22 protein-coding genes are annotated in these 22,673 nt (G+C 66.4%); 10 read left to right on the top strand and 12 right to left on the bottom strand.

The window, feature by feature from the left end; translation table 11 throughout:
- Positions 1–38 precede the first annotated feature (38 nt).
- The 4 genes from ASG77_RS08440 to ASG77_RS08425 form a co-directional block, all read right to left on the bottom strand.
- The gene (locus ASG77_RS08440; protein ID WP_056343824.1) at positions 39–917 is read right to left on the bottom strand and encodes an anti-sigma factor domain-containing protein; all 879 of its coding nucleotides are present in this window, start codon (positions 915–917) and stop codon (positions 39–41) included.
- Between the two features lies 1 nt (position 918).
- Complete coding sequence (gene sigK, locus ASG77_RS08435) at positions 919–1,527, bottom strand: ECF RNA polymerase sigma factor SigK (RefSeq protein ID WP_056343820.1); 609 nt, start codon at positions 1,525–1,527, stop codon at positions 919–921.
- 189 nt (positions 1,528–1,716) lie between these two features.
- The gene (locus tag ASG77_RS08430; protein ID WP_056343817.1) at positions 1,717–2,184 is read right to left on the bottom strand and encodes a tRNA (cytidine(34)-2'-O)-methyltransferase; all 468 of its coding nucleotides are present in this window, start codon (positions 2,182–2,184) and stop codon (positions 1,717–1,719) included.
- Between the two features lie 35 nt (positions 2,185–2,219).
- Positions 2,220–3,182 carry a J domain-containing protein gene (locus ASG77_RS08425; RefSeq protein ID WP_056343815.1) on the bottom strand — a complete coding sequence of 321 codons (963 nt, stop codon included), beginning with the start codon at positions 3,180–3,182 and terminating at the stop codon, positions 2,220–2,222.
- Positions 3,183–3,349: 167 nt separating this feature from the next.
- On the opposite strand from ASG77_RS08425, the gene ASG77_RS08420 reads away from it, so the two are divergent.
- On the top strand, positions 3,350–4,021 hold the full coding sequence (locus tag ASG77_RS08420) for a hypothetical protein (RefSeq protein ID WP_056343810.1): 672 nt from the start codon (positions 3,350–3,352) through the stop codon (positions 4,019–4,021).
- Between the two features lie 9 nt (positions 4,022–4,030).
- On the opposite strand, the gene ASG77_RS08415 is transcribed toward ASG77_RS08420, so the two are convergent.
- A complete protein-coding gene (locus ASG77_RS08415; RefSeq protein WP_056343807.1) occupies positions 4,031–4,459 on the bottom strand; it encodes a hypothetical protein in 429 nt (142 codons plus the stop codon).
- Between the two features lie 90 nt (positions 4,460–4,549).
- Here ASG77_RS08415 and ASG77_RS08410 point away from each other — a divergent pair, with 90 nt between their 5' ends.
- Entirely contained in the window at positions 4,550–5,212 is a 663-nt protein-coding gene (locus ASG77_RS08410) for a helix-turn-helix transcriptional regulator (RefSeq protein ID WP_200950713.1), read from the top strand.
- A 56-nt stretch (positions 5,213–5,268) separates the two neighbouring features.
- Positions 5,269–6,501 carry a cysteine desulfurase family protein gene (locus ASG77_RS08405; RefSeq protein WP_056343801.1) on the top strand — a complete coding sequence of 411 codons (1,233 nt, stop codon included), beginning with the start codon at positions 5,269–5,271 and terminating at the stop codon, positions 6,499–6,501.
- Here ASG77_RS08405 and ASG77_RS08400 read toward each other — a convergent pair.
- Positions 6,477–7,748 carry an NAD(P)/FAD-dependent oxidoreductase gene (locus ASG77_RS08400; protein WP_056343799.1) on the bottom strand — a complete coding sequence of 424 codons (1,272 nt, stop codon included), beginning with the start codon at positions 7,746–7,748 and terminating at the stop codon, positions 6,477–6,479. The genes ASG77_RS08405 and ASG77_RS08400 overlap by 25 nt on opposite strands.
- Before the next feature lie 207 nt (positions 7,749–7,955).
- Between ASG77_RS08400 and mnmA the strand changes: the two genes are divergently transcribed.
- The 7 genes from mnmA to ASG77_RS08365 all read left to right on the top strand — a co-directional run bounded on the left by mnmA (position 7,956) and on the right by ASG77_RS08365 (position 16,304).
- Entirely contained in the window at positions 7,956–9,080 is a 1,125-nt protein-coding gene (gene mnmA / locus ASG77_RS08395) for a tRNA 2-thiouridine(34) synthase MnmA (protein WP_056343798.1), read from the top strand.
- Between the two features lie 174 nt (positions 9,081–9,254).
- The gene (locus ASG77_RS08390) at positions 9,255–10,892 is read left to right on the top strand and encodes an ABC transporter substrate-binding protein (protein ID WP_056343796.1); all 1,638 of its coding nucleotides are present in this window, start codon (positions 9,255–9,257) and stop codon (positions 10,890–10,892) included.
- A gap of 95 nt (positions 10,893–10,987) precedes the next feature.
- Positions 10,988–12,070, top strand: coding sequence for an ABC transporter permease (locus ASG77_RS08385; RefSeq protein ID WP_056343794.1), 1,083 nt, complete (start codon positions 10,988–10,990; stop codon positions 12,068–12,070).
- Positions 12,070–13,083 carry an ABC transporter permease gene (locus ASG77_RS08380; RefSeq protein ID WP_056343792.1) on the top strand — a complete coding sequence of 338 codons (1,014 nt, stop codon included), beginning with the start codon at positions 12,070–12,072 and terminating at the stop codon, positions 13,081–13,083. The genes ASG77_RS08385 and ASG77_RS08380 overlap by 1 nt, the downstream gene beginning before the upstream one ends.
- Positions 13,080–14,795 carry an ABC transporter ATP-binding protein gene (locus tag ASG77_RS08375; protein ID WP_056343789.1) on the top strand — a complete coding sequence of 572 codons (1,716 nt, stop codon included), beginning with the start codon at positions 13,080–13,082 and terminating at the stop codon, positions 14,793–14,795. The genes ASG77_RS08380 and ASG77_RS08375 overlap by 4 nt, the downstream gene beginning before the upstream one ends.
- Positions 14,796–14,916: 121 nt before the next feature.
- The gene (locus ASG77_RS08370) at positions 14,917–15,303 is read left to right on the top strand and encodes a chorismate mutase (protein WP_056343785.1); all 387 of its coding nucleotides are present in this window, start codon (positions 14,917–14,919) and stop codon (positions 15,301–15,303) included.
- Complete coding sequence (locus tag ASG77_RS08365; RefSeq protein WP_056343784.1) at positions 15,294–16,304, top strand: hypothetical protein; 1,011 nt, start codon at positions 15,294–15,296, stop codon at positions 16,302–16,304. Before ASG77_RS08370 ends, ASG77_RS08365 begins: the two co-directional genes overlap by 10 nt.
- 36 nt (positions 16,305–16,340) lie before the next feature.
- On the opposite strand, the gene ASG77_RS08360 is transcribed toward ASG77_RS08365, so the two are convergent.
- The 6 genes from ASG77_RS08360 to ASG77_RS08335 are packed head-to-tail and all read right to left on the bottom strand — an operon-like array spanning position 16,341 to position 22,616.
- Positions 16,341–17,054: a DUF4166 domain-containing protein gene (locus ASG77_RS08360; RefSeq protein ID WP_056345111.1), complete on the bottom strand. Its 714-nt coding sequence runs from the start codon at positions 17,052–17,054 to the stop codon at positions 16,341–16,343.
- A gap of 41 nt (positions 17,055–17,095) precedes the next feature.
- A complete protein-coding gene (locus ASG77_RS08355; RefSeq protein WP_056343781.1) occupies positions 17,096–18,388 on the bottom strand; it encodes a DUF58 domain-containing protein in 1,293 nt (430 codons plus the stop codon).
- Positions 18,389–18,399: 11 nt separating this feature from the next.
- Positions 18,400–19,401 (bottom strand): AAA family ATPase, encoded by a 1,002-nt coding sequence (locus ASG77_RS08350; protein ID WP_056343778.1) that lies wholly within the window; start codon positions 19,399–19,401, stop codon positions 18,400–18,402.
- Positions 19,398–20,651 (bottom strand): DUF4350 domain-containing protein, encoded by a 1,254-nt coding sequence (locus tag ASG77_RS08345; RefSeq protein ID WP_082575960.1) that lies wholly within the window; start codon positions 20,649–20,651, stop codon positions 19,398–19,400. The genes ASG77_RS08350 and ASG77_RS08345 overlap by 4 nt, the downstream gene beginning before the upstream one ends.
- Positions 20,652–20,665: 14 nt before the next feature.
- Entirely contained in the window at positions 20,666–21,322 is a 657-nt protein-coding gene (locus tag ASG77_RS08340; RefSeq protein ID WP_056343775.1) for a DUF4129 domain-containing protein, read from the bottom strand.
- The gene (locus tag ASG77_RS08335) at positions 21,312–22,616 is read right to left on the bottom strand and encodes a hypothetical protein (protein WP_235564410.1); all 1,305 of its coding nucleotides are present in this window, start codon (positions 22,614–22,616) and stop codon (positions 21,312–21,314) included. Before ASG77_RS08335 ends, ASG77_RS08340 begins: the two co-directional genes overlap by 11 nt.
- Positions 22,617–22,673 lie beyond the last annotated feature (57 nt).

The raw sequence follows: 22,673 nt of genomic DNA, 5'->3' as shown, positions 1-22,673 counted from the left end.
TGGACAAAAACTCGGGGTATGGGACAGGAACTGGGGGCTCAGGCGCCCAGAGGTGCGGCAGCCACGGTGGGGAACGTCGGGGTGGCCGACCCGCCCACCGGCTCCACGGTGATCCCGAGCGCTGCAGCGGACGCAATGCCCTTCACAACGGCTGGCTTGGACAGGGCAGCTTCATCCATCAGGCCCTGGGAAACCGGTGCCGAGCCGTCCTTCGGGATCAGCCACATCTGGTAGACCTTGCCGGCCGGCGGCGCGGGTACACCGTTCATCTTGACCACCACGGCATCCTTCGATGACGAAATCAGCACGGTGGCAGTTCCGCCGGCGGAGACAGGTACTGAGGCTTCGCGGACGTCGCCGGCCCGGACCACCTGGTTCAGGGGATCGTTCTGGTCCGTGATGTAGGCACCCACGCCCACGCCGCCGAGGGCGATCACGGCGGCGGCTGCCACTGCAGTGAGCCAGCGGCGGGCACCGGCAGGCCGGCGTCGTTCTTCCCGGCGGACCCTTGCTGCGGCGAGCTCATCCAGTGCTTCTGCCGGCGGCTGTGCGGCCGGCGTGGCAGCGGTGGCGGGTGCAGCCACGACTGCTGGGGGCGCGTCGGCGGGCAGCTGCGTGAGGGACGGCAACTGCGACACGATGCGGGCGAAAAGATCGGTGGGGGGCTCGGCCTCAGCCGTAAAGGACGTCGCGAGGGTCTCCCTGGCCTGGCGGACACGCTCTAAGAAGTCGGTGCGTTCGGCGTCGGGCGCGGCTGAGATGTAGCGGTCAATGGCGGCGCGTTCGGCATCGCTGATCGCGTCCAGGGCATAGAGCTCCGCGAGGTCCACGGCCCGCCCGGAATCCAGGTCGGCGGCGATCTCTGTTCCGAACGAGCCGGGACGGCGGGTGCCTCCCTGACTATTCATTTCGGTCATCTCAACTCACCCCCAGACAGGTCTTCAAGCGGATCAGTCCGTCGCGGATGCGGGACTTGATGGTGGGTACTGCTGCGTTTAGCTTTTCCGCGACTTCGCGGTAAGTGAGGCCGCCGTAGTAGGCCAGCCGCACGGATTCCTGTTGTGTTTCGGTCAGTGTTTCCAGGCACCGGACCACCGCCTCGGCCTCGAGCCTGCTGTCCACCTCGGCGGAGACGGAGTCGTGGTCCACGTCCTGGCTGCTGGCGCCATACTTTGCCTCACGGTCGGTGGCCGACTGCGAGGAACGGACCTTGTCCACGGCCCGGCGGTGCGAAATGGTCATCAGCCAGGAGAGCGGACTGCCTGCTTCCGGGTTGAACTTCGCCGCGTTCTGCCAGACCTGGAGGAAGACCTCCTGGGTGGTGTCTTCGCTGAGTTCGGGATCGATGAGGACCCGCCGCGCCATGCCGAAAACCCTGCGTGAGGTCAATTGGTAGAACTCGGCAAACGCGGCTTGGTCGCCGCCGGCTATGCGGGCGAGCAGCCCGGCCAAGCGCTTGCTGAGATCCGCCGGTGAGTCTGTGACTGCGGCCGGGGCCTCGGAGTTTGGCGCGTTGGGAGTTTCCATCACTACCCAGCATAAGTCGCCCGGCGATGAAACCTGAGCATCGCGGCCGGTGCTGCCTCGGGGAAAGGGGGAAACCGACGGCGCCGCCCGCCTCGTTTTTAGCAGTGTCACCTGCCGCTCCTTCCTCGCCCTGGAATTGCTGTCAGGAGTGATTCGGTGCGGGCATCCGTGCGGATGGGCCGCGGGCGCTCAAATCTGGGCGCCGGAAAATCCCTGCTGGCGCCAGGCCTCGTAGACCGCAATGGACGCCGCGTTGGCCAGGTTCAGCGAGCGCAGGGACGGCAGCATGGGAAGGCGCACGGTGGCCGTGACATGGGGATCGCTCTTAAGGTGTTCAGGCAGACCTACTGATTCCTGGCCGAACATCAGCACATCTCCGGGGCGATAGGCGATGTCCGCGTAGCTGGCGGTGCCATCAGAGGTGAAGGCGTACACACGCTCCGGCTGCAGTTCGCGCCAGGCATCCTCGATGCTTTTGTGGACCGTGACGACGGCGAGGTCGTGGTAGTCCAGGCCGGCGCGCCGGAGCTTGGCATCGGAGAAATCAAAGCCGAGTGGTTCCACCAGGTGCAGTTCGGCGCCGGTTATGGCTGCCAGCCGGATCGCATTGCCGGTGTTGCCGGGGATCTCGGGGGCGTAGAAGAGGATTCGGAACACCGTCCAATCCTAGTCAACCAATCCGGGTCAACGGTTCAGTGCATGCCGCGAAGCAGCCTGGCCAACACGGACACATTGACGGTGTTGGGTGTGGGACCGGAGGAGAGGAAATGCTTGAGGCCGCGGACCAGGCCCGCCGCGTTCACAACCTGGATGGTTTCGGACGTCCCTGCTGTTCGCCGGTGGCGGTCGATGACGGGTTCGTGGAGGTTGCCGTCTGCGCTGTGGATGACTGTCCAGCCGGTCACGTTCAGTTCCGGGAAGATGTCCTGCATGGCCCGGACAACGTGGGCCAGCTGCGGGGGCGCGATGGAGCGTCCGCCGTGCTTCAGCGTCTGTCCGTCCCAGGCATAGGCGCCCTTGGGCAGCAGCATGGACCCGATCAGCGCCAGCCGGTAGCCGGACAGGAGCGCGTGGTCGATGTTGCTGTTGTCGGCGGGGGACTGCAGTCCGTTGACCAGCCGGGCCGCAGGAATCGCGGGCAGGACCTGGCGGGTGATGAGCTGCACTGTGCGCAGTTCGCGCTGGATCCTGGCCTCGGCGCCAAAAATGCCCCGCTTGCGCGGCGTCCCGTGGACCTGCTGGCTGGCCTGGGCGAACGGGATGAGCGGCACCGTGCCGGCCGCCTCGAAGGCCGTAGCATCATAGGGCGGGACGTAAAGGGGCGGATCGCCCGCGGTGTTCCGGGGCGTGGTGGTCCTGTGGACAGTGGCCGAGGCATGGCTGCCCGCCGCCGGCGCATCAAAGTGCGGCCCTGCGGCGGAATCGTCAGTGTTGCGGGCAGTCCCTGCGGCATACGAGCGGTCGTAGGCCTTCCGGCGCGTGGGGTCTATCAGGGTTTCGTATGCTGCCGTCACCTGCCGGAAGGCAGCGGCGTCCCCGCCGTGGTCAGGATGCGCCGTCCGCGCGGCCCGGCGGTAGGCCACCTTGATCTCCTTGTCGGTGGCCGTCACGGCGACGCGGAGCACCTCGTAGTAGGAGCTGCTGCTCTCGGTCAAGCACTCATCCTTTTTCTTCGTCTGGCCAGTCCACGGCAGGCAGCCCGGTGGGCCCCAGTTTACGGCCTGCCCACACAACGTCTGCGCAGGCCTCAGTGGTTCCCGCGGCCGGCGTCTAGACTCTTTGGGGATGACGGCAGGCGGGCCGTCCGGGCGAACATATTGGGGTGGACGTGAAGGCGCAGGCGGCTGTACTCGTGGCGGGGGTGCTGCTCGGCGTGACAGCACTGGGGGGCTGCAGTGTTGGCGTTCCCGATCCCGCCGCCCCGAAAGTGGAGCCAACCGTCACCGCCCTGGCCACCCCTACCATCACCCCGGGCCATGACGCAGAAGCGGTGGCCGCAAAGGACATGCCGTTCTCCGCTGGCGGTTCCCTGGCCGCCGGGGTCCCTGTGGGGATCTCGGACGGACTCAAGGATGCACCCGGCTGGCAGCAGGTCAAGGAGGACGTTGCCGGCGAGAGCCAGTACCTGAAGGCCGATGGCTGCATGGTGGCGGCCAAGGTCCGCACCAACCAGGCCCCGCTGGCGCTTCAGGACGACAAGGAGTCAACCACTGGCCTCTTCACGTACCTGGACCCGACCATCCTGCCCGGCTATCTGAAGACAGCGACGCTGCGGTGGGGCGGTGAGGCTGGCAAGCCGGGGCCATCGGCTGAAGTGCTGGTGCTGGAGAAACCCGGCCGACCGGGCGTCAGGTCCACAGCCGTTATGGCCCGGGTGTTCGGCACCGCGGCATCGTCGGTTTACGTTTCGGTGGCCTGCCCGGACGATGCCACACTGGCAGCCGCCCGGGCCGACGTCGCAGAACGCCTCCGTGTGGTTCCGCCGTCGAACTAGCGGTGTTGGTTACTTACCATGCCTGCGCCAGGACCCGGCGGGGGAAAGGCGGTTCAGGGCCAGCGCGCCCACGAGCAGGCCGAAGTCCCGTAAGGCAACGTCGTAGAAGCTGCCCAGGACCAGCAGGTTGATGATGATGCCCAGCAGCCAGACGGCGACCAGCAGGGAACCGAACCGGGGCCGGACGGCCACTGCAATGCCGGCGGCGATCTCCACGACGCCGACGATATACATAAAGGTCTGCGCCGACACTGGCACCACGGATGTGGCAACCGGCGCGAGGTAGATGGTCCAGTCGGTCAGGATGTTGGTGAACTTGTCCAGGCCGAAGAGAATCGGTGCGACGGTGAACACGGTGCGCAGCAGGAAGTAGGCCTGCCTGTCCGGTGCCATAGCCTGTAGCCGACTGCCTGCGGTGATTTTCGCGTTGGTCGTCATGGTGGACTCCTTCTAAAAGTAGGTATGATTATTTTAGAAAGATTAGCACCATTAAGCAATGGATGTTGTTTTTAGAGTTAGGGGTACAGGGTGCGCAGACTTCCGTGGGGCCGCCGTATGGCGGCCGTGGCTTCCTTGGGCGATGACAAGCGCCGGCAGCTTTTTGAACTGGTTGCCGCTTCCGATGCCGCAGTCGGGCGCGATGAGGCTGCGCTGGCCCTCGGCCTGCCACGAAGCACGGCGTCCTTCCACCTTGACAGGCTTGTCCAGGACGGACTCCTGGCGGTGGAATTCCACAAGGCCGCCGGGAAGTCAGGTCCTGGCTCCGGGCGGCCGGCGAAGATGTACCGGCAATCAACGAGTGAAGTCGGCGCTTCCGTGCCGGACCGCAACTATGACCTCGCCGCTGAGCTGCTGGTCGCAGCGATCGAGCACTCCACGGCGACCGGCGGAGCCGTGGGCGATTCCCTGCTGGCCGCGTCGTACGGCAAGGGCCAGGCGCTGGCCGCCGGCGCCGCAAGCCTGACGGACTTCATGGCAGGGGAGGGCTACGAGCCGAGGCCTGACGGCGCCGGTGGCTTTGTGCTGGTGAACTGCCCGTTCCATCGGCTCTCGGACGGGCACCCGGAAGTGGTCTGCGCCATGAACGGATCATTTCTGCAGGGCGCGGCTGCGGCGTGCGGGGAGCCGGAGGAACGTATAGTGCCGAACAGCGAGCCTGGCCAGTGCTGCGCCAGGATCACCCCGCCCTGACACTTGATGGGCCTGGGCCGCGGGTGTGCCGCCCTGGGCGCCGCTAGAATTGAGGCGTGCCCGTCTACCTCGATCATGCAGCCACCACGCCACTTTCCGCCGAGGCGCTGGCAGCCCTGACCCGGGAACTTGCCCGCACCGGCAATCCTTCGTCCCTGCACGGCTCGGGCCGGCGTGCCCGCCGCTCCGTGGAGGACGCCAGGGAAGCCATCGCGAAAGCGGCCGGCGCCCATCCCTCCGAGGTCATCTTTACGTCCGGGGGCACCGAGTCGGACAACCTTGCCGTGAAGGGCCTGTACTGGGCCCGTTCCGGCGAAGACCCGGCACGGCGGCGCATCCTCTGCTCCGCCGTCGAGCATCATGCCGTGCTGGACACCGTGGAATGGCTGGAGCGGCACGAAGGCGCCATTGTCACATGGCTTCCGGTGGACAGTGACGGCGTGGTGGACCTTGATGTCCTCGACGCCGAGCTGGCCCGGGACCCGGAGACCATAGCGCTCGTTACGGTCATGTGGGCCAATAACGAAGTGGGCACCATCCAGCCGGTTCACCGGATTGTGGAGCTGGCGCATGCCGCCGGCGTTCCGGTCCATTCGGACGCCGTACAGGCCTTCGGCTCGCTGCCGGTGGATTTCAAGGCCTCCGGGCTGGACGCGATGTCCGTTTCCGGGCACAAGATCGGCGGACCGGTGGGAGTCGGCGCCCTTCTGTTGGGACGGGCCGTCAAGCTGACTCCGGTACAGCACGGCGGCGGACAGGAACGCGACGTGCGCTCCGGGACGCTGGACACGGCGTCCATCGCCGCCTTCGCTGCCGCCGCCGAGGCCGCCACGGCACAGCTTGCCGCCGAGTCCGCGAGGATCGCGGCCCTGCGGGACAGGCTCATCGACGGCGTCCTTCAGCAGGTGCCCGAAGCTGCACTCCGTGGCGCCCCGGGTGATGGACGGCTGCCCGGCAACGCGCACTTCACGTTCCCCGGCTGTGAAGGTGATTCCCTACTGTTCCTGCTGGACCTGGCGGGGGTGGAATCCTCCACGGGATCAGCCTGCACGGCCGGTGTGCCGCGCCCGTCCCACGTGCTGCTGGCCATGGGGCTGGACGAGGAGACAGCCCGCGGTGCGCAGCGCTTCACGCTGGGACATGCGTCGACCGACGCGGACGTGGATGCCCTCCTGGCAGCCCTCCCCGGCGCGTACCAACGCGCCCGCCAGGCAGGGATGGCCGGGCATGAATCCTCGATCCAGACTGCGGGAACGGTAGCGCGTCAGGCGTCCTCCGGCAGGAGCTGATCGAGCCCAACGGAGTTGTCGGCCAGGCGCTCCGCTGTGACTCGGGTCCTGGCCGAGATGAGGGCCTTGATGGTCTTCTGCGCGCCGGGCTGTGGCTTCCGCGGCCAGTTGACGCTCATCCCGGCCACCACCCTGGAATCCTGCTGCCAGAACGCGATGAACTCCTTGCCCTCCACTGACCCCCGGATCACCGGCTCAGCGCCCGCCGCCAGGGCCGGGAAGCCGGAGTACTCCATGCTGACGTCGTACTGGTCGGTGTAGAAGTAGGGGATGGTGCTCAGGACTGCATCCTGGCCGAGCATGGCCCTGGCGGCCACCTTTCCGCCGTTCAAGGCATTGGACCAGTGCTCGCTGCGGTGGTGCTGGCCGGTGAAGGGGTGCAGGGCGTTGGCGACGTCGCCGGCGGCAAAAATGCCGGGCGTGCTGGTCCGCAGGGACGCGTCCGTAAGGATCCCGTTGTCCAGGGCCAAGCCGGCCGCCTGCGCGATGCCGGTCTCGGGAACCACGCCGACGGCGATGACCACGATGTCCGCAGGGAGCGCCTCTCCGGAATCGGTGACCACCCCGGTGACAGCCCCAGCGGCTCCGGTGAGTTCGCGCGCAAAGGCGGGAAGCCGGAAGCTCACGCCCTTGGCTTCGTGGAGGCTGCGGAAGAACCGTCCGAGGTCCGGACCGATGGCCGAAGCCAAGGGGATCCCTTCCAGGCCGAGGAGGGTGACGTTGTTGCCGTACGTGGCGGCGGCCGCAGCAAGCTCCATGCCGATCCAGCCGGAGCCGATCATCACCACGTTCCTGCCGCCCGCCGCGAGGCTGCTGCGCAGCCGCCGGCTGTCATCCAGGGTGCGGAAGGTGGAAACACCCGACAGGTCGCTTCCGGGCAGGCGCAGGGTACGGGGCGTCGCCCCGGTGGCGAGCAGCAGGGAACCGTATGCCAGCGTGCTTCCGTCGTCCAGCTCCACGGTGCTGGCGTCCGGCCGGATATCCGTGACGCGGGCACCCAGGAGGAGGCCGACGTCGTTCTCCGCGTACCAGCCCGGCGGCACCACCGGGACGGTGTCCTCGGCAGCCTTTCCCAGCAGATACTCCTTGGACAGCGGCGGCCGCAGGTAGGGGTGATGGCGCTCGGCGCCGATGATGGTCACCGGGCCCGCGAACCCTTCCGCCCGCAGGGTCTTGGCAGCGGTGGCGCCGGCCAGTCCGCCGCCGGCAATCACGATGTGCCCCGCGGCCGCAATGTCCTCAGCCATGTCCGCCCGATTCCCGCTGGTGCGTACTCGAAGTCTAAAACTGTTAATCCTGATTTTAGAGGCGAAGGCTCGCTGGGTCAAGGGTCTTTTGGGGAGGATTCGGCGTGGCGATAGACTGGTGCGGCAGGCATTGTGCTATTCCTGCGGCCACCGGTTGAACGGTAGCCGCCCTCTGCCGGCATCCCCCGAACCCAAAAGAAAGCCAGCATGCGAGTTCTAGCAGCCATGAGCGGTGGAGTCGACTCCGCCGTTGCCGCAGCACGTGCCGTTGAAGCCGGGCACGACGTCGTCGGCGTTCACCTTGCGCTGTCCAGGATGCCCGGCACCCTGCGGACGGGCAGCCGCGGCTGCTGCACCATCGAGGACTCGCGCGATGCGTGGCGGGCTTGCGATGTGTTGGGTATTCCGTATTACGTCTGGGATTTCTCGGAGCGCTTCAAGGAAGATGTGGTCCAGGATTTCATCGATGAATATGCTGCGGGGCGGACGCCCAACCCCTGCATGCGCTGCAACGAGCGGATTAAGTTTGCCGCCCTGCTGGAGAAGGCCATCGCCTTGGGCTTTGACGCCGTCTGCACCGGGCATTACGCGAAGGTCATCAAGGACGCCGAGGGCAACCCCGAACTTCACCGGGCCGCGGACTGGGCCAAGGATCAGAGCTACGTCCTGGGTGTCCTGACCCACGAGCAGCTCAAGCACTCCATGTTCCCGCTGGCAGACACGCCTTCCAAGGCTGAAGTGCGGGCGGAGGCAGAGCGCCGGGGACTGTCGGTGGCCAACAAGCCCGACAGTCATGACATCTGCTTCATCCCCGACGGCGACACTGCGGGCTGGCTCGCCGAGAAGATTGACATGACCACCGGCGACATTGTGGACGAGACCGGCTCGAAGGTGGGAGAGCACCCGGGAGCCAACGCGTTCACCGTGGGCCAGCGCCGCGGCCTGAAGCTCGGCACACCCGCAGCGGATGGCAAGCCCAGGTTCGTCCTGGAGATCCGGCCCAAGGAAAACAAGGTTGTAGTGGGGCCACAGGCACTGTTGGCCATTGACGAGATCCGCGGCATCAAGGTGTCGTGGGCTGGCCTGCCCATCGCGGAAATCGAAACGGGCGCCGAGTTTGACTGCTATGCCCAGGTGCGCGCCCACGGTGACCCCGTGCCGGCAATCGCGCGTATGCTGTCCGGCGAGGATGGACCTCAGCTCCTGGTCACCTTGACCGATCCGCTGCGCGGTGTGGCGCCCGGCCAGACGGTGGTCCTCTACCAGGGCAGCCGCGTCCTGGGCCAGGCCACCATCGACGCTGCCCGGTCGTTGCAGCGCGCGGAGCTCTGAGGCGGAGCAAATTTACCTTGGTCAGGTAAATTTTGTGTCTCAACTCACAAATAAGCCGGTTGATGAGTCCGGCGTCTGATTGAATCTAGGCATCAGGACAGCGCGCTGCCCGCTCAAGCCAAGACACCCATTTGCGGGCGGCGAGCGCGAACTCATCGAACAGAAAGTTCACAGATGACCAAGAGCACTAAAGCCTTGCGCAGCGCAATCGCGCTCGCAGGCGTTTCCGCCTTCGCATTGACGGCCTGCACGGGCCCCTCGGGTGGCGGCGGTGGCAGCACAGCATCGGAGAATGCAAGCAGCGTCATTGCATACGGGACCACAGACAAGGTCACAGCACTGGACCCGGCGGGCTCGTACGACAACGGTTCGTTTATGGTGATGAACCAGATTTACTCCTACTTGTTGAACTCCAAACCTGGTGGTGCCGACCCCGTGCCGGACCTGGCCGAATCGTCGTCGTACACCAAGCCCACCGAATTCACGGTCAAGCTCAAGAGTGACCTCAAATGGGCCAACGGACATGTGCTTGATTCCAAAGACGTCAAGTTCTCCTTTGATCGCCAGACTGCCATCAACGATCCCAACGGGCCGGCTTCCTTGTTGACCAACATCGAGTCCATTGCCACCCCTGATGCCAGCACTGTGGTTTTCACACTGAAGAAGGCGAACGACCAGACGTTTCCGCAGATTCTGACCAGCCCGGCCGCTCCGATCGTTGACGATGAAGTCTTCCCGGCAGATAAACTCCTCAGCGACGAGGAAATCGTCAAGGCCAACGCCTTCCACGGCCAGTACATCATCGACTCCTACAACAAGAACACGCTGGTCAGCCTGAAGGCATGGCCGGACTACAAGGGCGTGCTTGGCAAGCCCGCCAACGCCGGGGCCACCATCAAGTACTACACCGACCAGACCAACATGAAGTTGGAGGTCAAGGGCGGCCAGATCGATGTTGCCAACCGCAGCCTGAGCGCCACGGACATCGATGACCTCAAGAAGGACTCCAACGTCAAGGTCCACGTCGGTCCCGGCGGCGAGATGCGGTACATCGTCTTCAACTTCGACACCATGCCCTTCGGCGCCAAGGCTCCGGAAGCTGACCCGAAGAAGGCGCTTGCCGTCCGTCAGGCGGTTGCGGACATCATTGACCGCCAGGCCATCTCGGATCAGGTCTACAAGGGCACGTACTTGCCCATGTGGTCCAACGTCCCGTCCGGTTTCGTCGGCGCTAACGAATCGTTCAAGCAGGCCTACGGGGATGGCTCCGGCAAACCCAGCCTGGACAAGGCCAAGAAGGTCATGTCCGACGCCGGCATCACCGGTCCCGTAACCATCAAACTGCAGTACAATCCGGACCACTACGGCAAGTCATCCGGTGACGAATACGCCATGGTCAAGGACCAGTTGGAGAAGAGCGGGCTGTTCACTGTGGACCTTCAGTCCACCGAGTGGGTCACGTATAACTCGGCGTCGAAGAAAGACAGCTACCCCGTCTTCCAGCTGGGCTGGTTCCCGGACTTCAGCGACGCGGACAATTACCTGACACCCTTCTTTGTGGGCGGTGGCTTCATGAACAACCACTACTCCAACCCTGAGGTCGAATCGTTGATCGCCAAGCAGCTGGTCACGGCTGACACGGCAGAGCGCGAGAAGACGATCCAGGAGGTCCAGAACCTTCTGGCCAAGGACATCTCCACCCTGCCGTTGCTGCAGGGCGCCCAGGTGGCCGTTTCGGGGACCAAAGTGAAGGGCGTGGATTCGACGCTGGATGCGTCGTTCAAGTTCCGGCTCGGCACCATTTCCAAGTAACACCTGTTACACCTGCGTAGGAGGTGGGGCCGGCCGGCCCCACCTCCTACGTGTTGGCTCCACACTTTTCGCTTTCCAGACCAAGCAGGTTCAGTATGGCCACTTTGATAGATGCGCCGCCGCCAACGGTGGCAGCCCCCATATCCAAATCCGCGGGAGGTGGCCTCGGGAGGTATATCCTGATTCGCTTCCTGCTGATCTTCCCGACGATCTTCATCCTCGTCACCCTCGTTTTCTTTCTGATGCGGATCACCGGCGATCCCATTACGGCAGCCCAGGGCGGCCGCCTTCCGCAAGAACAAATCGACGCCCTGGTGCACCAGGCCGGCTACGACCGGAACCTCTTCATCCAGTACATCGAGTACCTTGGCCACATCGCCACTGGAAACTTCGGCCGGACCATCTCGGATGGCCGCCCCGTTGTTGAGATGCTCGTCAAGTTTGGTGCGGCCACGCTGGAACTGAGCATCAACGCCCTCGTGGTGGCGCTGCTGGTAGGCATTCCACTGGGAATGTTTGCAGCCCACAAACGCGACAAGGTTCCGGACGCTGTCCTGCGCATGTTCGCCATCCTTTGCTATGCCACCCCTGTCTTCTTTGCCGGCCTGCTGCTGAAGCTGACATTTTCTGTAGGACTGGGTTGGTTCCCCGTGGCTGGCCGTGCATCCACCACAACGGAACTGGCGATGGGCCGGCTGGCAGCGTCATCCGGTATCTACTGGCTGGACGCCCTCCGCAGCGGCAATCTGGCAGCCTTTGGCGACATCGTCCACCACGCAGTCCTGCCGGCTGTCGCGCTGGGCCTATTGACCGCGGGCGTCTTCCTCCGTCTGGTCCGCACCAACGTGATCGGCACGCTGGGCAGGGACTATGTTGAGGCAGGCCGGTCCCGAGGTGTCAGTGAATACCGCCTGGTGACCAAGCATGCCTACAAACCTGCGCTGATCCCCATCATCACGGTGATGGGTTTGCAGATTGCCCTGCTGCTCGGCGGTGCGGTGCTGACCGAAACCACCTTCGAGTGGAAGGGCCTGGGCTATCAGTTGGCGCAGTACCTTACGGCTCGTGACTTTGTGGCTGTCCAGGGCATCGTGATGCTGCTGGCCGTCATTGTGGCGATCACCAACTTCGCAGTGGATATTGCCGCTGCCCTGATTGATCCGCGAGTGAGGTACTGATGGGCACCACAGTTTTGGAACCGAGAAAGAAGTCCTTGCTGGACCGGCTTCCGGTCTCGTCCCACATCCGCCAAAGCGTTGGCCTGCAACGGACCATGCTGCTCATCGGCGTCGTCCTTTGCGCTGTTTTTGTGGTGGCCGCAATATTTGCGCCGGTGCTGGCGCCCTACGGGTATTCCCAGATTTCCGATGACGCCGGTTCCTTCCCGGCGCAGGCCGAACCCGGCGGCAAGCATCTGATGGGAACAACCGTGGGCGGCTACGATGTGCTGTCCCGGATGATCTGGGGATCGCAGACAGCCATGGCGGTGATTGTTGCTGCCGTGCTGATGTCCATCTTCCTGGGAGTGTTCCTCGGACTGGTGAGCGGCTACTTCGGCGGCTGGCTGGACCGAGTGCTGGTGGTCATTGCTGACGCGATTTACGCCTTCCCGACACTCCTCGTGGCCATCGTGATGTCGATTGCCATCAACAAGGGACAGTCTGGCTTCTGGGGCGGAATCCTCGCCTGCGGGTTTGCCATCACTGCAGTGTTTGTACCGCAGTACTTCCGGGTGATCCGTGCTGAAACCATCCGGCTCAAGGCTGAACCGTTTGTGGAATCCGCCCAGGTAGTCGGTGCCTCCAGCACCAGGATTATCAGGAGGCACATCTTTGCCAACGCAACCCGGACCCTGCCGCTGATCTTTACGCTCAACGCCTCCGAAGCCATCCTCACCCTGGCAGGCCTGGGCTTCCTCGGTTTCGGTATCGAGCCAAGCTCCGCCGCTGAATGGGGCTTTGACCTGAACAAGGCGATGTCCGACGCCTCCTCAGGCATTTGGTGGACCGGCGTGTTCCCCGGCCTCGCCATCGTGCTGACGGTGGTTGGCCTGACCCTCGTGGGTGAAAGCATCAACGACCTGAACGATCCGCGCTTGCGCGGACGCAAGGCTGCCGGCGCCAAGGGCGCCCCGGGACCATCAACCGCGGCCGCCAACGCCGCCATCGCAGCGGATGTGAGAGGACTGTGACCATCAATATTGATTCCGTAGCTGACCAGTCCAGGCCGGCAGACCAGCCCGTACTGGAGATCGACCACCTCAAAGTCACCTTTGCCACCGACGGCGGAGACGTCTACGCCGTGAAGGATGTGAGCCTGGACGTCCGCTCCGGCGAGGTCCTGGCCATCGTGGGCGAATCCGGTTCCGGGAAGACCGTGACCGCGAAAACCATCCTCGGGCTGCTGCCGGAGACCGCCACCAGTGGGGGCGCTGTCCTTATTAACGGGAACAACGTGATCAGCGTCAGCGCTGCGAAGCTGAGGCAGATCCGCGGCCGCGATGTGGCCATGGTGTTCCAGGAGCCCTCCACGGCCCTGAACCCCGTGTTCACCGTGGGCTGGCAGATTGCCGAGGGCATCCGTGCCCACGCCGGCGGTGCCGGCGGGAAGCGGGTTTCGGCCAGGGATGCCAAGGCCCGTGCCATTGAGGCGCTGCGCAAAGTGGGGATCCCCGATCCGGAGCATCGGGTCAACTACTACCCACATCAGTTCTCCGGCGGCCAGAAGCAGCGCGTGGTGATCGCCGCCGCGCTGGCCCTGAATCCGGGACTCATTGTGGCCGATGAACCCACCACTGCCCTGGATGTCACGGTCCAGGCCGAAATCCTGGAGCTGCTCAGGGACCTTCGGGACAAGTACGGCACCTCGATCGTGCTGATCACCCACAACATGGGCGTGGTGGCCGATCTCGCGGACCGCGTGGTGGTGATGTACCAGGGTGATGTGGTGGAGGAGGCGCCGGTGCGCGTGCTGTTTGCCGAGCCCAAGCAGGACTACACCAAGAAGCTGCTGGCCGCCGTGCCCCACCTGGGCCGGAACTCGGCGTCGGAGGGCCTGCGGGAACGCGCCCACCAGGGTTCGCCGGTGCTGGTGGAGGCAACCAACCTGACCATCGAGTACCCCGGCAGGCTGGGAACTCCGGCCTTCAAGGCCGTGGACGGGGTCAGCTTCACCGTGTCCCCGGGCGAAGTCTTTGGACTGGTGGGCGAATCCGGCTCAGGGAAAACCACCATCGGCCGGGCCATCGCGGGCCTGAACCGGACCACAGGCGGCAGCCTGAAGGTACTCGGCTACGAGATGCTGAACCTCAAGGAGCGGACGTTCAAGCCCCTCCGGAAGGATATTGGCTTTGTGTTCCAGGATCCGGCTGCGTCCTTCAACCCCCAGTTGACCATCGGCGACTGCGTAGCGGAGCCCATGATCATCCACACCAACCCGAGCCCGGCGCAGGCGCGCAAACGCGTTGCTGAGCTGCTTGAATCAGTGCAGCTGCCGGCGTCGTACGCCCAGCGGTACCCGCATGAGCTGTCCGGCGGGCAGCGCCAGCGGGCGTCGCTGGCGCGGGCACTGATCCTGAACCCGCGGCTACTGATCGCTGACGAGCCGACGTCGGCCCTGGACGTTTCGGTGCAGGCAAAGGTCCTGGAACTCTTCAAGGAAATCCAGGCCGAGTTCGGGTTCGCGGCACTGTTCATCAGCCACGACCTCGCGGTGGTGGACATCCTGTCCCAGTGGGTGGGCGTCCTGTACAAGGGCAAGCTGGTGGAGCAGGGCATCGGCAGCCAGGTGATGGGCGCGCCGCAGCACGACTACACCAAACGGCTGATTGCCTCGCTGCCGGTCCCTGATCCGGACGAACAGGCACGACGCCGGGAGGCGCACCGGGCGCTGCTGGCCCAGTAGGCACCACCAGCGACCCCACAGTCGCGGCGCCACCAGACGGACATCCCGCCCCACCAGTCGGGGTGTCCGTCCGCCGCTTAACACCGGAAGGATTTCCGCGGCCGCCCCATAGACTTGGACCATGACGCAGCAAAACCACGATGTTCCCGACACCGACACCTACGATGCCGCCGCGAGTTCGCTGGCAGGCCAGGTGGACAACTCGGTGATGGCGGAACTGCTGTCCATCCGCTCCAGCATCGACAACATCGATGCCACCCTGGTGTACCTCCTGGCCGAACGGTTCAAGGCCACCCAGAAAGTGGGCTTCCTCAAGGCCGCGCACCGGCTCCCGGCGGGGGATCCAGGCCGGGAATCCGCCCAGATCGCCCGTCTCCGGCGGCTGGCGGAGGATGCCCACCTCGATCCCGCGTTTGCGGAGAAGTTCCTGAATTTCATCATCGGCGAGGTCATCCGCCATCATGAAGCCATCGCCGAGGACCACCAGGCCGCTGCAGAGTGGAAGTAACAGCCACCGGGCTTGGGCCCTGGCCGGGGGAGGACCCCGTGGAGGCTGCCCGCATTATCCGCGGCGAGCTCGGCAGCCCGCACCTGCCGTTCCTGGCAGAGCTTCCGGACCGCGGCGTCGGCTCCGACGCCCTGGGGCGGACGGCCGCACTCCTGGTTGAAATGGCCGTGGATGTCCAGCCGTACGGCTGGCGCCTGGTGGACCGTCCGGGCAAGGATTTCCGCCGGGCCGCGTCGGCCCTGTCCACCGACATCAACGTCCTGGCAGACGTCGCCGGCGCCGAGGACACCCCGGCCCCCGAACTCAAGGTCCAGCTGCTGGGACCGCTGGGTCTTGCCACCGGGCTGCACCTGCACAACGGCGAACGGGCACTGATTGATTACGGCGCACGCCGGGACATTGCCGACTCGCTGGCCGCCGGGGTCGGTGGCTACCTGTCCCGGATCTCCAGCGCGGTTCCGGGCGCGCGGCTGGTGGTCCAGGTCGATGAGCCTGATATCGCCGCCGTACTGGCCGGCACTATTCCGACGTCGAGCGGTTACCGCACGCTGCGGGCGGTGGGTGGCCAGGAGGTCACCGAGTCCTGGCAGGTGGTGATCGAGGCGCTCCGTGAGGCGGGCGCCGCCGAAATCGTCATCTCCGTGCCTGAAATTGAGGCCCCCATCGACCGGATCATGGCCGCCGGTGCCGACGGCGTGGCCGTGCCGCTCAGGGCTCTGACCACACGGCAGTGGGAGCAGCTGGCCACGGCAGTGGAGGCAGGCAAGCGGATCTGGGCCGGTGCCCTGGACGTCAGCCGCGGCACACTGCCCAGGGTGGCCGACGTCGTGGAGTCCGTATGGCGGCCGTGGCACGAGCTGGGGCTCCCGGCGTCGTCCCTGGGCAGTATCCGGGTCACCCCCTCGGCGGGACTTGCCGGCCACACGCCGGCCACCGCCACAGCGGTGCTGGGCCGGCTCACCCAGGTGGCCGACGGACTGAACCAGCGCGCGCACGGCTGAGCGGGCCACCGCTGAGCGGACCTAAGGGCAAGACTTCTACGTCCGGTTCTCCCAACGGTCCGGCCGGGCGTAGCGGGGCAGGAAACTCTGCGCCGAACTGCCGCCGATGTAGGGACGCAGGCGGTAGTCAAAACCGCCCGCATAGACCAGGACCAGCCCGATCTGCGGCTGGATGACCTTGACCTGGATCCGGTGCTGTCCGTGCTCGCCTGCGGCGCCGTCCCACCACTGCTCGGCGTAAGCCCTGGCATCCACGGTGGCCGGCAGCGGCAGGCGGAGGGGGCCCAGGAACAGCCGCGACGCTTCGGAAACGCCGCGCAGCCTACCCTCGTTCGTCACACTGAGCTTGAGGTCGGTCACCATGCGCCGGAAACGGCCCAGGTAGTCCACCAGCCGCGGGCCGCCGTCGGAATCCACGAGGCTGGTGGTGTCCTGGAATATCCGCACGTGCCCGGGGAAACGGATTTCCCGCCGGGCAGTCAGGCTGGAGCGGCCGAACGGATCCTGGTGGGCATGGTTTTCAATCCGGAAGGGGATGCCTTCCCCGTAATCCGGGAAAAACGCGTCCTCCCCGGAGGTCAGCTTGAGCAGCGGCCGCAGCCACGCCTGCCGGCAGCCCACAACGTCGAACACGCCCTCCCCGACGCCGTAGTGCCCCGAGCCGGGGGCCAGGGAAAAGTACTCCTGCAGCTCAGGCTGCAGCCGGTGGAAATCCTCGCCCAGGGCCTGCCGGTAAATAGGGACGTTCATGGTGACCTCCTGGACGGTACCGTCAGCGGCGCTGCTGTGACTCACAATCTACCGGCCGCCTTGAGCCGGATGTACATGTCGGCAAGCTGCGGCGGCAGCTGGTGTGGCTCTGCATCCACCACTTCCACCCCGTGATGCCGGAGCTCGGCGCTGACCGCCGCCCGTTCCAGCAGCACGCGTTCGGCCGCTGCCGCCCGGAACACGCCGGCGGCGTTCTCACGCTCCCGCAGCATCTGCCCCAGCATGGGATCACGGACAGCCGCCACCACCACAACGTGCTGCTGCGCGAGCTGCGCGGCCACGGGAATGAGCCCTTCCTCCGGGGCCCCGCTGTCCAAGGCCGTCAGCAGCACCACCAGGGACCGGTGGGCGGAGACCGCCCGGATCTGGCCCGGAAGGCTGGACCAGTCAAGCTCGATCAGTTCAGCCTCCAGGGGCGCCATCGCCTGCACCAGCTGCCCCAGGAGGTTGCCGGTGGTGGCGGAACCGGCCCTGGCCCGCGGACGGCGGTCGTAGGCCAGGAAATCCACCCGGTCACCGCCACGCTCGGCCAGGACCGCCAGCAGGAGCGCCGCTTCGATGCCGGTATCCAGCCTTGGTTCGTCCTCGATCCTCGCGGCTGACGTGCGGGATGTATCCAGCATGATCACCACGCGCCGGTCGCGCTCCGGGCGCCAGGTGCGGACGACGACGGCGGACCGGCGGGCGGTTGCGCGCCAGTCGATGGACCGGACGTCGTCCCCGCGGACGTAGTCACGCAGCGAGTCGAATTCGGTGCCGGCACCCCGGATCTGCACGGCGGCCTTGCCGTCGAGTTCGCGGAGTTTCCTGAGCTTCGAGGGGAGGTGCCTGCGGGAATGGAACGGCGGCAGGACCCGCAGGAGGCCGGCACAGTCAAACGTGCGCTGGCGTGCCGCGAGCCGAAGGGGTCCATGGGAGCGGACAGTGACGTGCCGGGCGCCCACGTCGCCACGGCGGACCGGTTGTAACCGGACGGTCATCCGGCGGTTTTCCAGGGCCGGGATGTCCAGGTCCTGGACCGGATTCACGGCCCCGGCAGATGGCTGCCACGCGTCCCGGACAGTGGCGCGCAGGCGCCGCCGGCCACTGTTGCGAAGTGTGAGGACTGAAGCGGCCGTGCCGTGCAGCGTTACGTTGCCGGGTTCGGCGCGCGTGACGATGATGGCCCGCGGGGAAACGGCCAGGCCGAGGTCCAGGCCCAAGAGGGCAGCGAGTGCCACGACCACACACAGGACCGTTCCCACGCCAGGGAACAGCAACACCGGCACCAGGCCCAGCAGTGCCAGCAGGACAAACCGTCCGGAGAGTGCCATGTGCAGGCGGATCAGCGGGGGACGGGGACGGACGCCAGGATGCTGCCCAGGACGTCGTCCACGCGGACCCCGTCCATCTGGGCATCAGGCTGCAGGGCCACCCGGTGGCGCAGGCACGGCAGCGCCAGTGCCTTGACGTCGTCAGGGGTGACGAAGCTGCGGCCCGACAGCCAGGCCCAGGCGCGGGCGGTATTAAGCAGTGCAGTCGCGCCGCGGGGCGAGACGCCCAGCTGGAACGACGGCGCCTGCCGGGTGGCGCGCACGAGGTCCACGATGTAGCCGATGATTTCCCGTTCGACGGCAACGGTGGCCACAGCCCGCCGCGCCCGTTCGAGGTCCTCGGCGCCGGCCACCGCCCGGACACCGGCGGCAGCAAGATCCCGGGGATTGAAGCCGGCCGCGTGCCGCCGGATCACTTCCACTTCGTCAGTCCGGCTGGGCAGCGGCATGGTGAGCTTGAGCAGGAACCGGTCCAGCTGGGCTTCGGGCAGGGGATAGGTTCCCTCATATTCCACGGGGTTCTGGGTTGCCGCCACCAGGAAGTTCGCCGGCAGCGGCCTGGACACCCCATCCACCGAGACCTGCCGCTCTTCCATGGCCTCCAAAAGGGAGGCCTGCGTCTTCGGGGGCGTCCGGTTGATTTCGTCGGCCAGCAGGATGTTGGTGAAGACCGGCCCCTCGCGGAAACTGAATTCCGAGGTGTGCGAGTCATAGACCAGGGAACCGGTGATGTCGCCGGGCATCAGGTCAGGGGTGAACTGTACGCGTTTGGTGTCCAGGCTCAGCGCGGCGGACAGGGCACGGACCAGGAGTGTCTTGGCCACCCCGGGCACGCCTTCGAGGAGAACATGCCCTTGGGAAAGCAGCGCGATAAGGAGTCCCGTTACGGTGGCATCCTGGCCCACCACGGCCTTGGCAACCTCGTGGCGGACGTCGAGGAGTGCCTGCCGGGCCGGATCCAGCGTCTGCGGGGAAGAATCCATGATCTGCGGGGCGCCGTACGGTTCGTTCATCGGGTCCTGACCTCGTTCTCTAGTTTGTCCAGTTCCTGTGACCATTGCACCAGCCTGGTTGCGGTCATGGGGCGTTCCTGGATCAGGCCGCTGATATCGGCGGCCGGCCGGCCCAGGTGCCGGGCTACTGCCAGCACGACGTCGTCGGCGGTGGCCTGGGATCCCACTCGAAGGGCTTGCGCCAGACGAACCAGGGTGCCGGCCCGAAGGTTGTCCCGTGCCCGGTCCAGTGCGTGGGAATCCTGATAAAGGCGCGCGCGGCCTTCGGCGGTCTCCACGGCCTTGACCACCACGGGGAGTGGTTCAAACACGAGCGGGCCGAGGAGCCGACCCCGCCACACCATGGCCAGCACGGCCACAAAGACCAGCCAGGGCCCCAGGAATGCCACCCAGTCAGGGGCGAGGTCATCCAGTGTCTGCGTTGACTCCGCAGCGGCCGCGTCGCCCAGTCCGGGCAGGTACCAGACAAGGTCCTTTGAGCTGCCCAGCGTCCGCAGGGCCAACGCGGCATGGCCGTGGCCGGCCAGCCCGCCGTTGTTGAGGAGGGCGGTGCTGCCCAGGACGGTCAGGCCGCCGTCATCCGTGCGGGCAAGCAGCCCGGCGGTGCTTCCCGGCGGGCTGAAGCACACCGTGCCGCCGTCGTACAGGAATCCGCCGGTTCCGGAGACAGCACCTGCCGCCGCGGGATCGGTGAGATCGCAGCCCGGTTCCAGGAGCGCCGTTGACTCAGGCACCACACCGGCCTGGCTGATGCCGGTATCGAGGGCCTTCAGCGTGCTGAGCCGCGGCGTCACCAGCACTACGCGTCCCGCACTTGCGGCCAGCTCGTCCAGCCGGGATTGGTCCAGGAATCCGCTCCGGTCGTACAGGAGGAGGGTGGCACCCGGCCGGTCCGCGAGTGCTGCCGTGGCCGAGTCAAAGGATTCAACATCCTGGACCTTGACACCGTGGCGGCCCAGTATCTCGCTGACCGCCCTGGCGCCGCCCGGCCCGGCGTTATGCACGGATAAGGGCAGGGAATCGCCCTTGGGCGCGAGTTGAGTGGAAATAACCACCGCCAGTCCGACGGCGGCCGCCGCGCCGATCGCTGCCCCGCCGCGGTGCCGCCGGAGCCAGGCACGGGCACCGGACACGGCACCGGCGCCGGACTCGGAACCGGATCGGAGTGCCGGGGCGGAACCCGGCTGCGCCTCCGGTGCACCCGACGTCGGAAGTTTGGGCGTCAGAAGATCCGGCGAAGGGTTCTGCATCGTGGGACCCTGCGTCATCGCGGAAGCGCCGGTTCGTCACGTTCAGCGGGCAGGGCGGCGCTCGCCGGCATGAGGGACTGCAGGGCAATGTCCAGTTCGCGCACGGCGGCGTAGTCAGCCTGGCCTGCGGACTCCTTTCCGTAGCGGATCCCGTCGAAAGTACGGGCAGTTTCCGTCAGGCGGCCGGCCTCTGACGGAAACGGTGTGGCCAGTTCGTGCGCCACCTCGTCGGCGGTCCGGCCGGGCCGCGCGTCGAAAAGCGTTCTGTCCTCGGCAGTGCGCACCAGCGCACGGAAACAGTCCACGACGGCGGCACTCCAGTTGCCGGCTGCGGCTGCAGCTTCCGCGCGCTGGCGGTAGGCCGTGGCACTGACTGTTGCGTCGGTGTCGAACACTTCTCCGGCACGCTTGGCTTTCGCGTTGAGGCGCGGGCGGGCCAGGATGACCGCGGCGCCGATCAGCACGGCGATGGCCACGCCGATCCACGGCGCCGCCACGGTGCTGTCCGGGCCGGAGCCGCCGTCCAGGGACCGCAGCCAGTCCAGGATGTCCGCCCAGACGCTGTCCAGCCAGCCGGGGGCCGCGTCACGGTATTCCGGCTTGGTAAGTTCTTCTTCGGCCCAGCGGCGGGCCTCGTCGCGGCCGGGCAGGACCGGTGGTTCAGCGGCCATTCGGCCATGCCCCGCCGGGCGGCGCCCCGTTTGGCGGTGCCCCGTAGTGCGGCCACGGATTTTGGCCGGGTTCTGCCCTGTAGACCGGGACTCCGCGGCCCGGAACTCCGTCGGGATCCGCGCCCGATTCCAGCAACCGGAGCAGGGCGATATCCAGTCCATCCCGGCGCATCCTGAGGTCAAGGTAGAGCAGCGCCATCACGGAGGTCTGGAAGGCGAATCCCACCGCCCCCACCACCGCACCAACGATGGCGGTGGCGACGCCCGCCACCACGGCCGCCGTCATGGCCTGCTCGGCACCGCCGTGCGGTGAGACCACGCCGGTGTAAAAGCCGGAGAGAAGAGAGACCGGAATGGTGACGATCTGGGCGATAATCCCCACCATGATGCCCACCACCAGCGTGATGCCCAGGAGGCGCCACCAGCTGTTTCGTGTGAGTTCCCAGGATCGGCGTATGCCGGCCACCGCCCCGAGCTCCTCCACCACAACGGCGGCCGGAGCCACCATCAGCTTGATGTAGACCCACACGTACAGCACAAAGCACACGAGCCCCAGCGGGATCAGGATCAGGGCGCCCACTCCACCCACCGTGCTGACCAGCAGCACTGCCAGCGCCACAAACAGCAGCGCTATGAGGAGCCCGCCGCCCACCAGCAGGGCCGCGAGGCGGATCAGGGCCCACGCGCGGGACCGCGCCAGAGCCCACATCTGCCTGAAGCCCGTGGGGCGGTTAAGTACGGATCTGGCCACCGGAACCACCATGGCGCCCTGAAGCACCGCCGACAGAAAAACGGTCAGCACCGAGACGAGTAGGATGCCGGACGCGAAAGTGAGCACCATCGGCACCAGGTCCTGCTCCGTCAGGCCTTCAGCCCAGCTCTCCAGCGACGCCGCGGACGTGGCGGAAAATGCCGTGAGGACTGCCGTCAGCACTGCGGCGAGGGTCTGCGCCAGCAGCGCGGCGCCCAGCATGGCCTTGGCATTGCGCCTGATCGCCTGGAAGGAACCGTCCAGGATCTCGCCGAACATCAGCGGTCGCAGGGGAACGATGCCGGGTTTGGGCGGGGCAACATAACGCGGCTGCTGGTACGGCGGCGGACCGCCGTAGTGATTGTGCGGCGGAGTGCCCCAAGCTGGCGGGCCACCCGGAGGATTGCCCCAAGTCGGCGGGCCACCCCACACAGGCTGGCCGCCCCAGGCCTGCTGTTCCGGGCCGGGCTGCGGCCCCCATGGAGGCTGGTTCCCTGGCGGCTGGCCCTTCCCAGCCTCGCCGGCAGGATGCGGCTGCTGCATGTTCGGATCCTGGTGTGGCAACCCTGTTCCTTCCCCCGTGCGGGACTGTCCGCGTGT

The organism is Arthrobacter sp. Soil762 (assembly GCF_001428335.1).
Lineage (GTDB): Bacteria > Actinomycetota > Actinomycetes > Actinomycetales > Micrococcaceae > Arthrobacter.
Note: the sequence above shows the minus strand (reverse complement) of the source record. Positions and strands in the feature narration are given on the sequence as shown.

Bases quoted from the DNA above. Each gene is read 5' to 3' on its own strand.
- ASG77_RS08440 (WP_056343824.1), bottom strand. From the start codon at position 917: ATGACCGAAATGAATAGTCAGGGAGGCACCCGCCGTCCCGGCTCGTTC.
- sigK (WP_056343820.1), bottom strand. From the start codon at position 1,527: ATGGAAACTCCCAACGCGCCAAACTCCGAGGCCCCGGCCGCAGTCACA.
- ASG77_RS08415 (WP_056343807.1), bottom strand. From the start codon at position 4,459: ATGACGACCAACGCGAAAATCACCGCAGGCAGTCGGCTACAGGCTATG.
- ASG77_RS08400 (WP_056343799.1), bottom strand. From the start codon at position 7,748: ATGGCTGAGGACATTGCGGCCGCGGGGCACATCGTGATTGCCGGCGGC.
- mnmA (WP_056343798.1), top strand. From the start codon at position 7,956: ATGCGAGTTCTAGCAGCCATGAGCGGTGGAGTCGACTCCGCCGTTGCC.
- ASG77_RS08390 (WP_056343796.1), top strand. From the start codon at position 9,255: ATGACCAAGAGCACTAAAGCCTTGCGCAGCGCAATCGCGCTCGCAGGC.
- ASG77_RS08385 (WP_056343794.1), top strand. From the start codon at position 10,988: ATGGCCACTTTGATAGATGCGCCGCCGCCAACGGTGGCAGCCCCCATA.
- ASG77_RS08380 (WP_056343792.1), top strand. From the start codon at position 12,070: ATGGGCACCACAGTTTTGGAACCGAGAAAGAAGTCCTTGCTGGACCGG.
- ASG77_RS08370 (WP_056343785.1), top strand. From the start codon at position 14,917: ATGACGCAGCAAAACCACGATGTTCCCGACACCGACACCTACGATGCC.
- ASG77_RS08360 (WP_056345111.1), bottom strand. From the start codon at position 17,054: ATGAACGTCCCTATTTACCGGCAGGCCCTGGGCGAGGATTTCCACCGG.
- ASG77_RS08355 (WP_056343781.1), bottom strand. From the start codon at position 18,388: ATGGCACTCTCCGGACGGTTTGTCCTGCTGGCACTGCTGGGCCTGGTG.
- ASG77_RS08350 (WP_056343778.1), bottom strand. From the start codon at position 19,401: ATGAACGAACCGTACGGCGCCCCGCAGATCATGGATTCTTCCCCGCAG.
- ASG77_RS08345 (WP_082575960.1), bottom strand. From the start codon at position 20,651: ATGCAGAACCCTTCGCCGGATCTTCTGACGCCCAAACTTCCGACGTCG.
- ASG77_RS08340 (WP_056343775.1), bottom strand. From the start codon at position 21,322: ATGGCCGCTGAACCACCGGTCCTGCCCGGCCGCGACGAGGCCCGCCGC.
- ASG77_RS08335 (WP_235564410.1), bottom strand. From the start codon at position 22,616: ATGCAGCAGCCGCATCCTGCCGGCGAGGCTGGGAAGGGCCAGCCGCCA.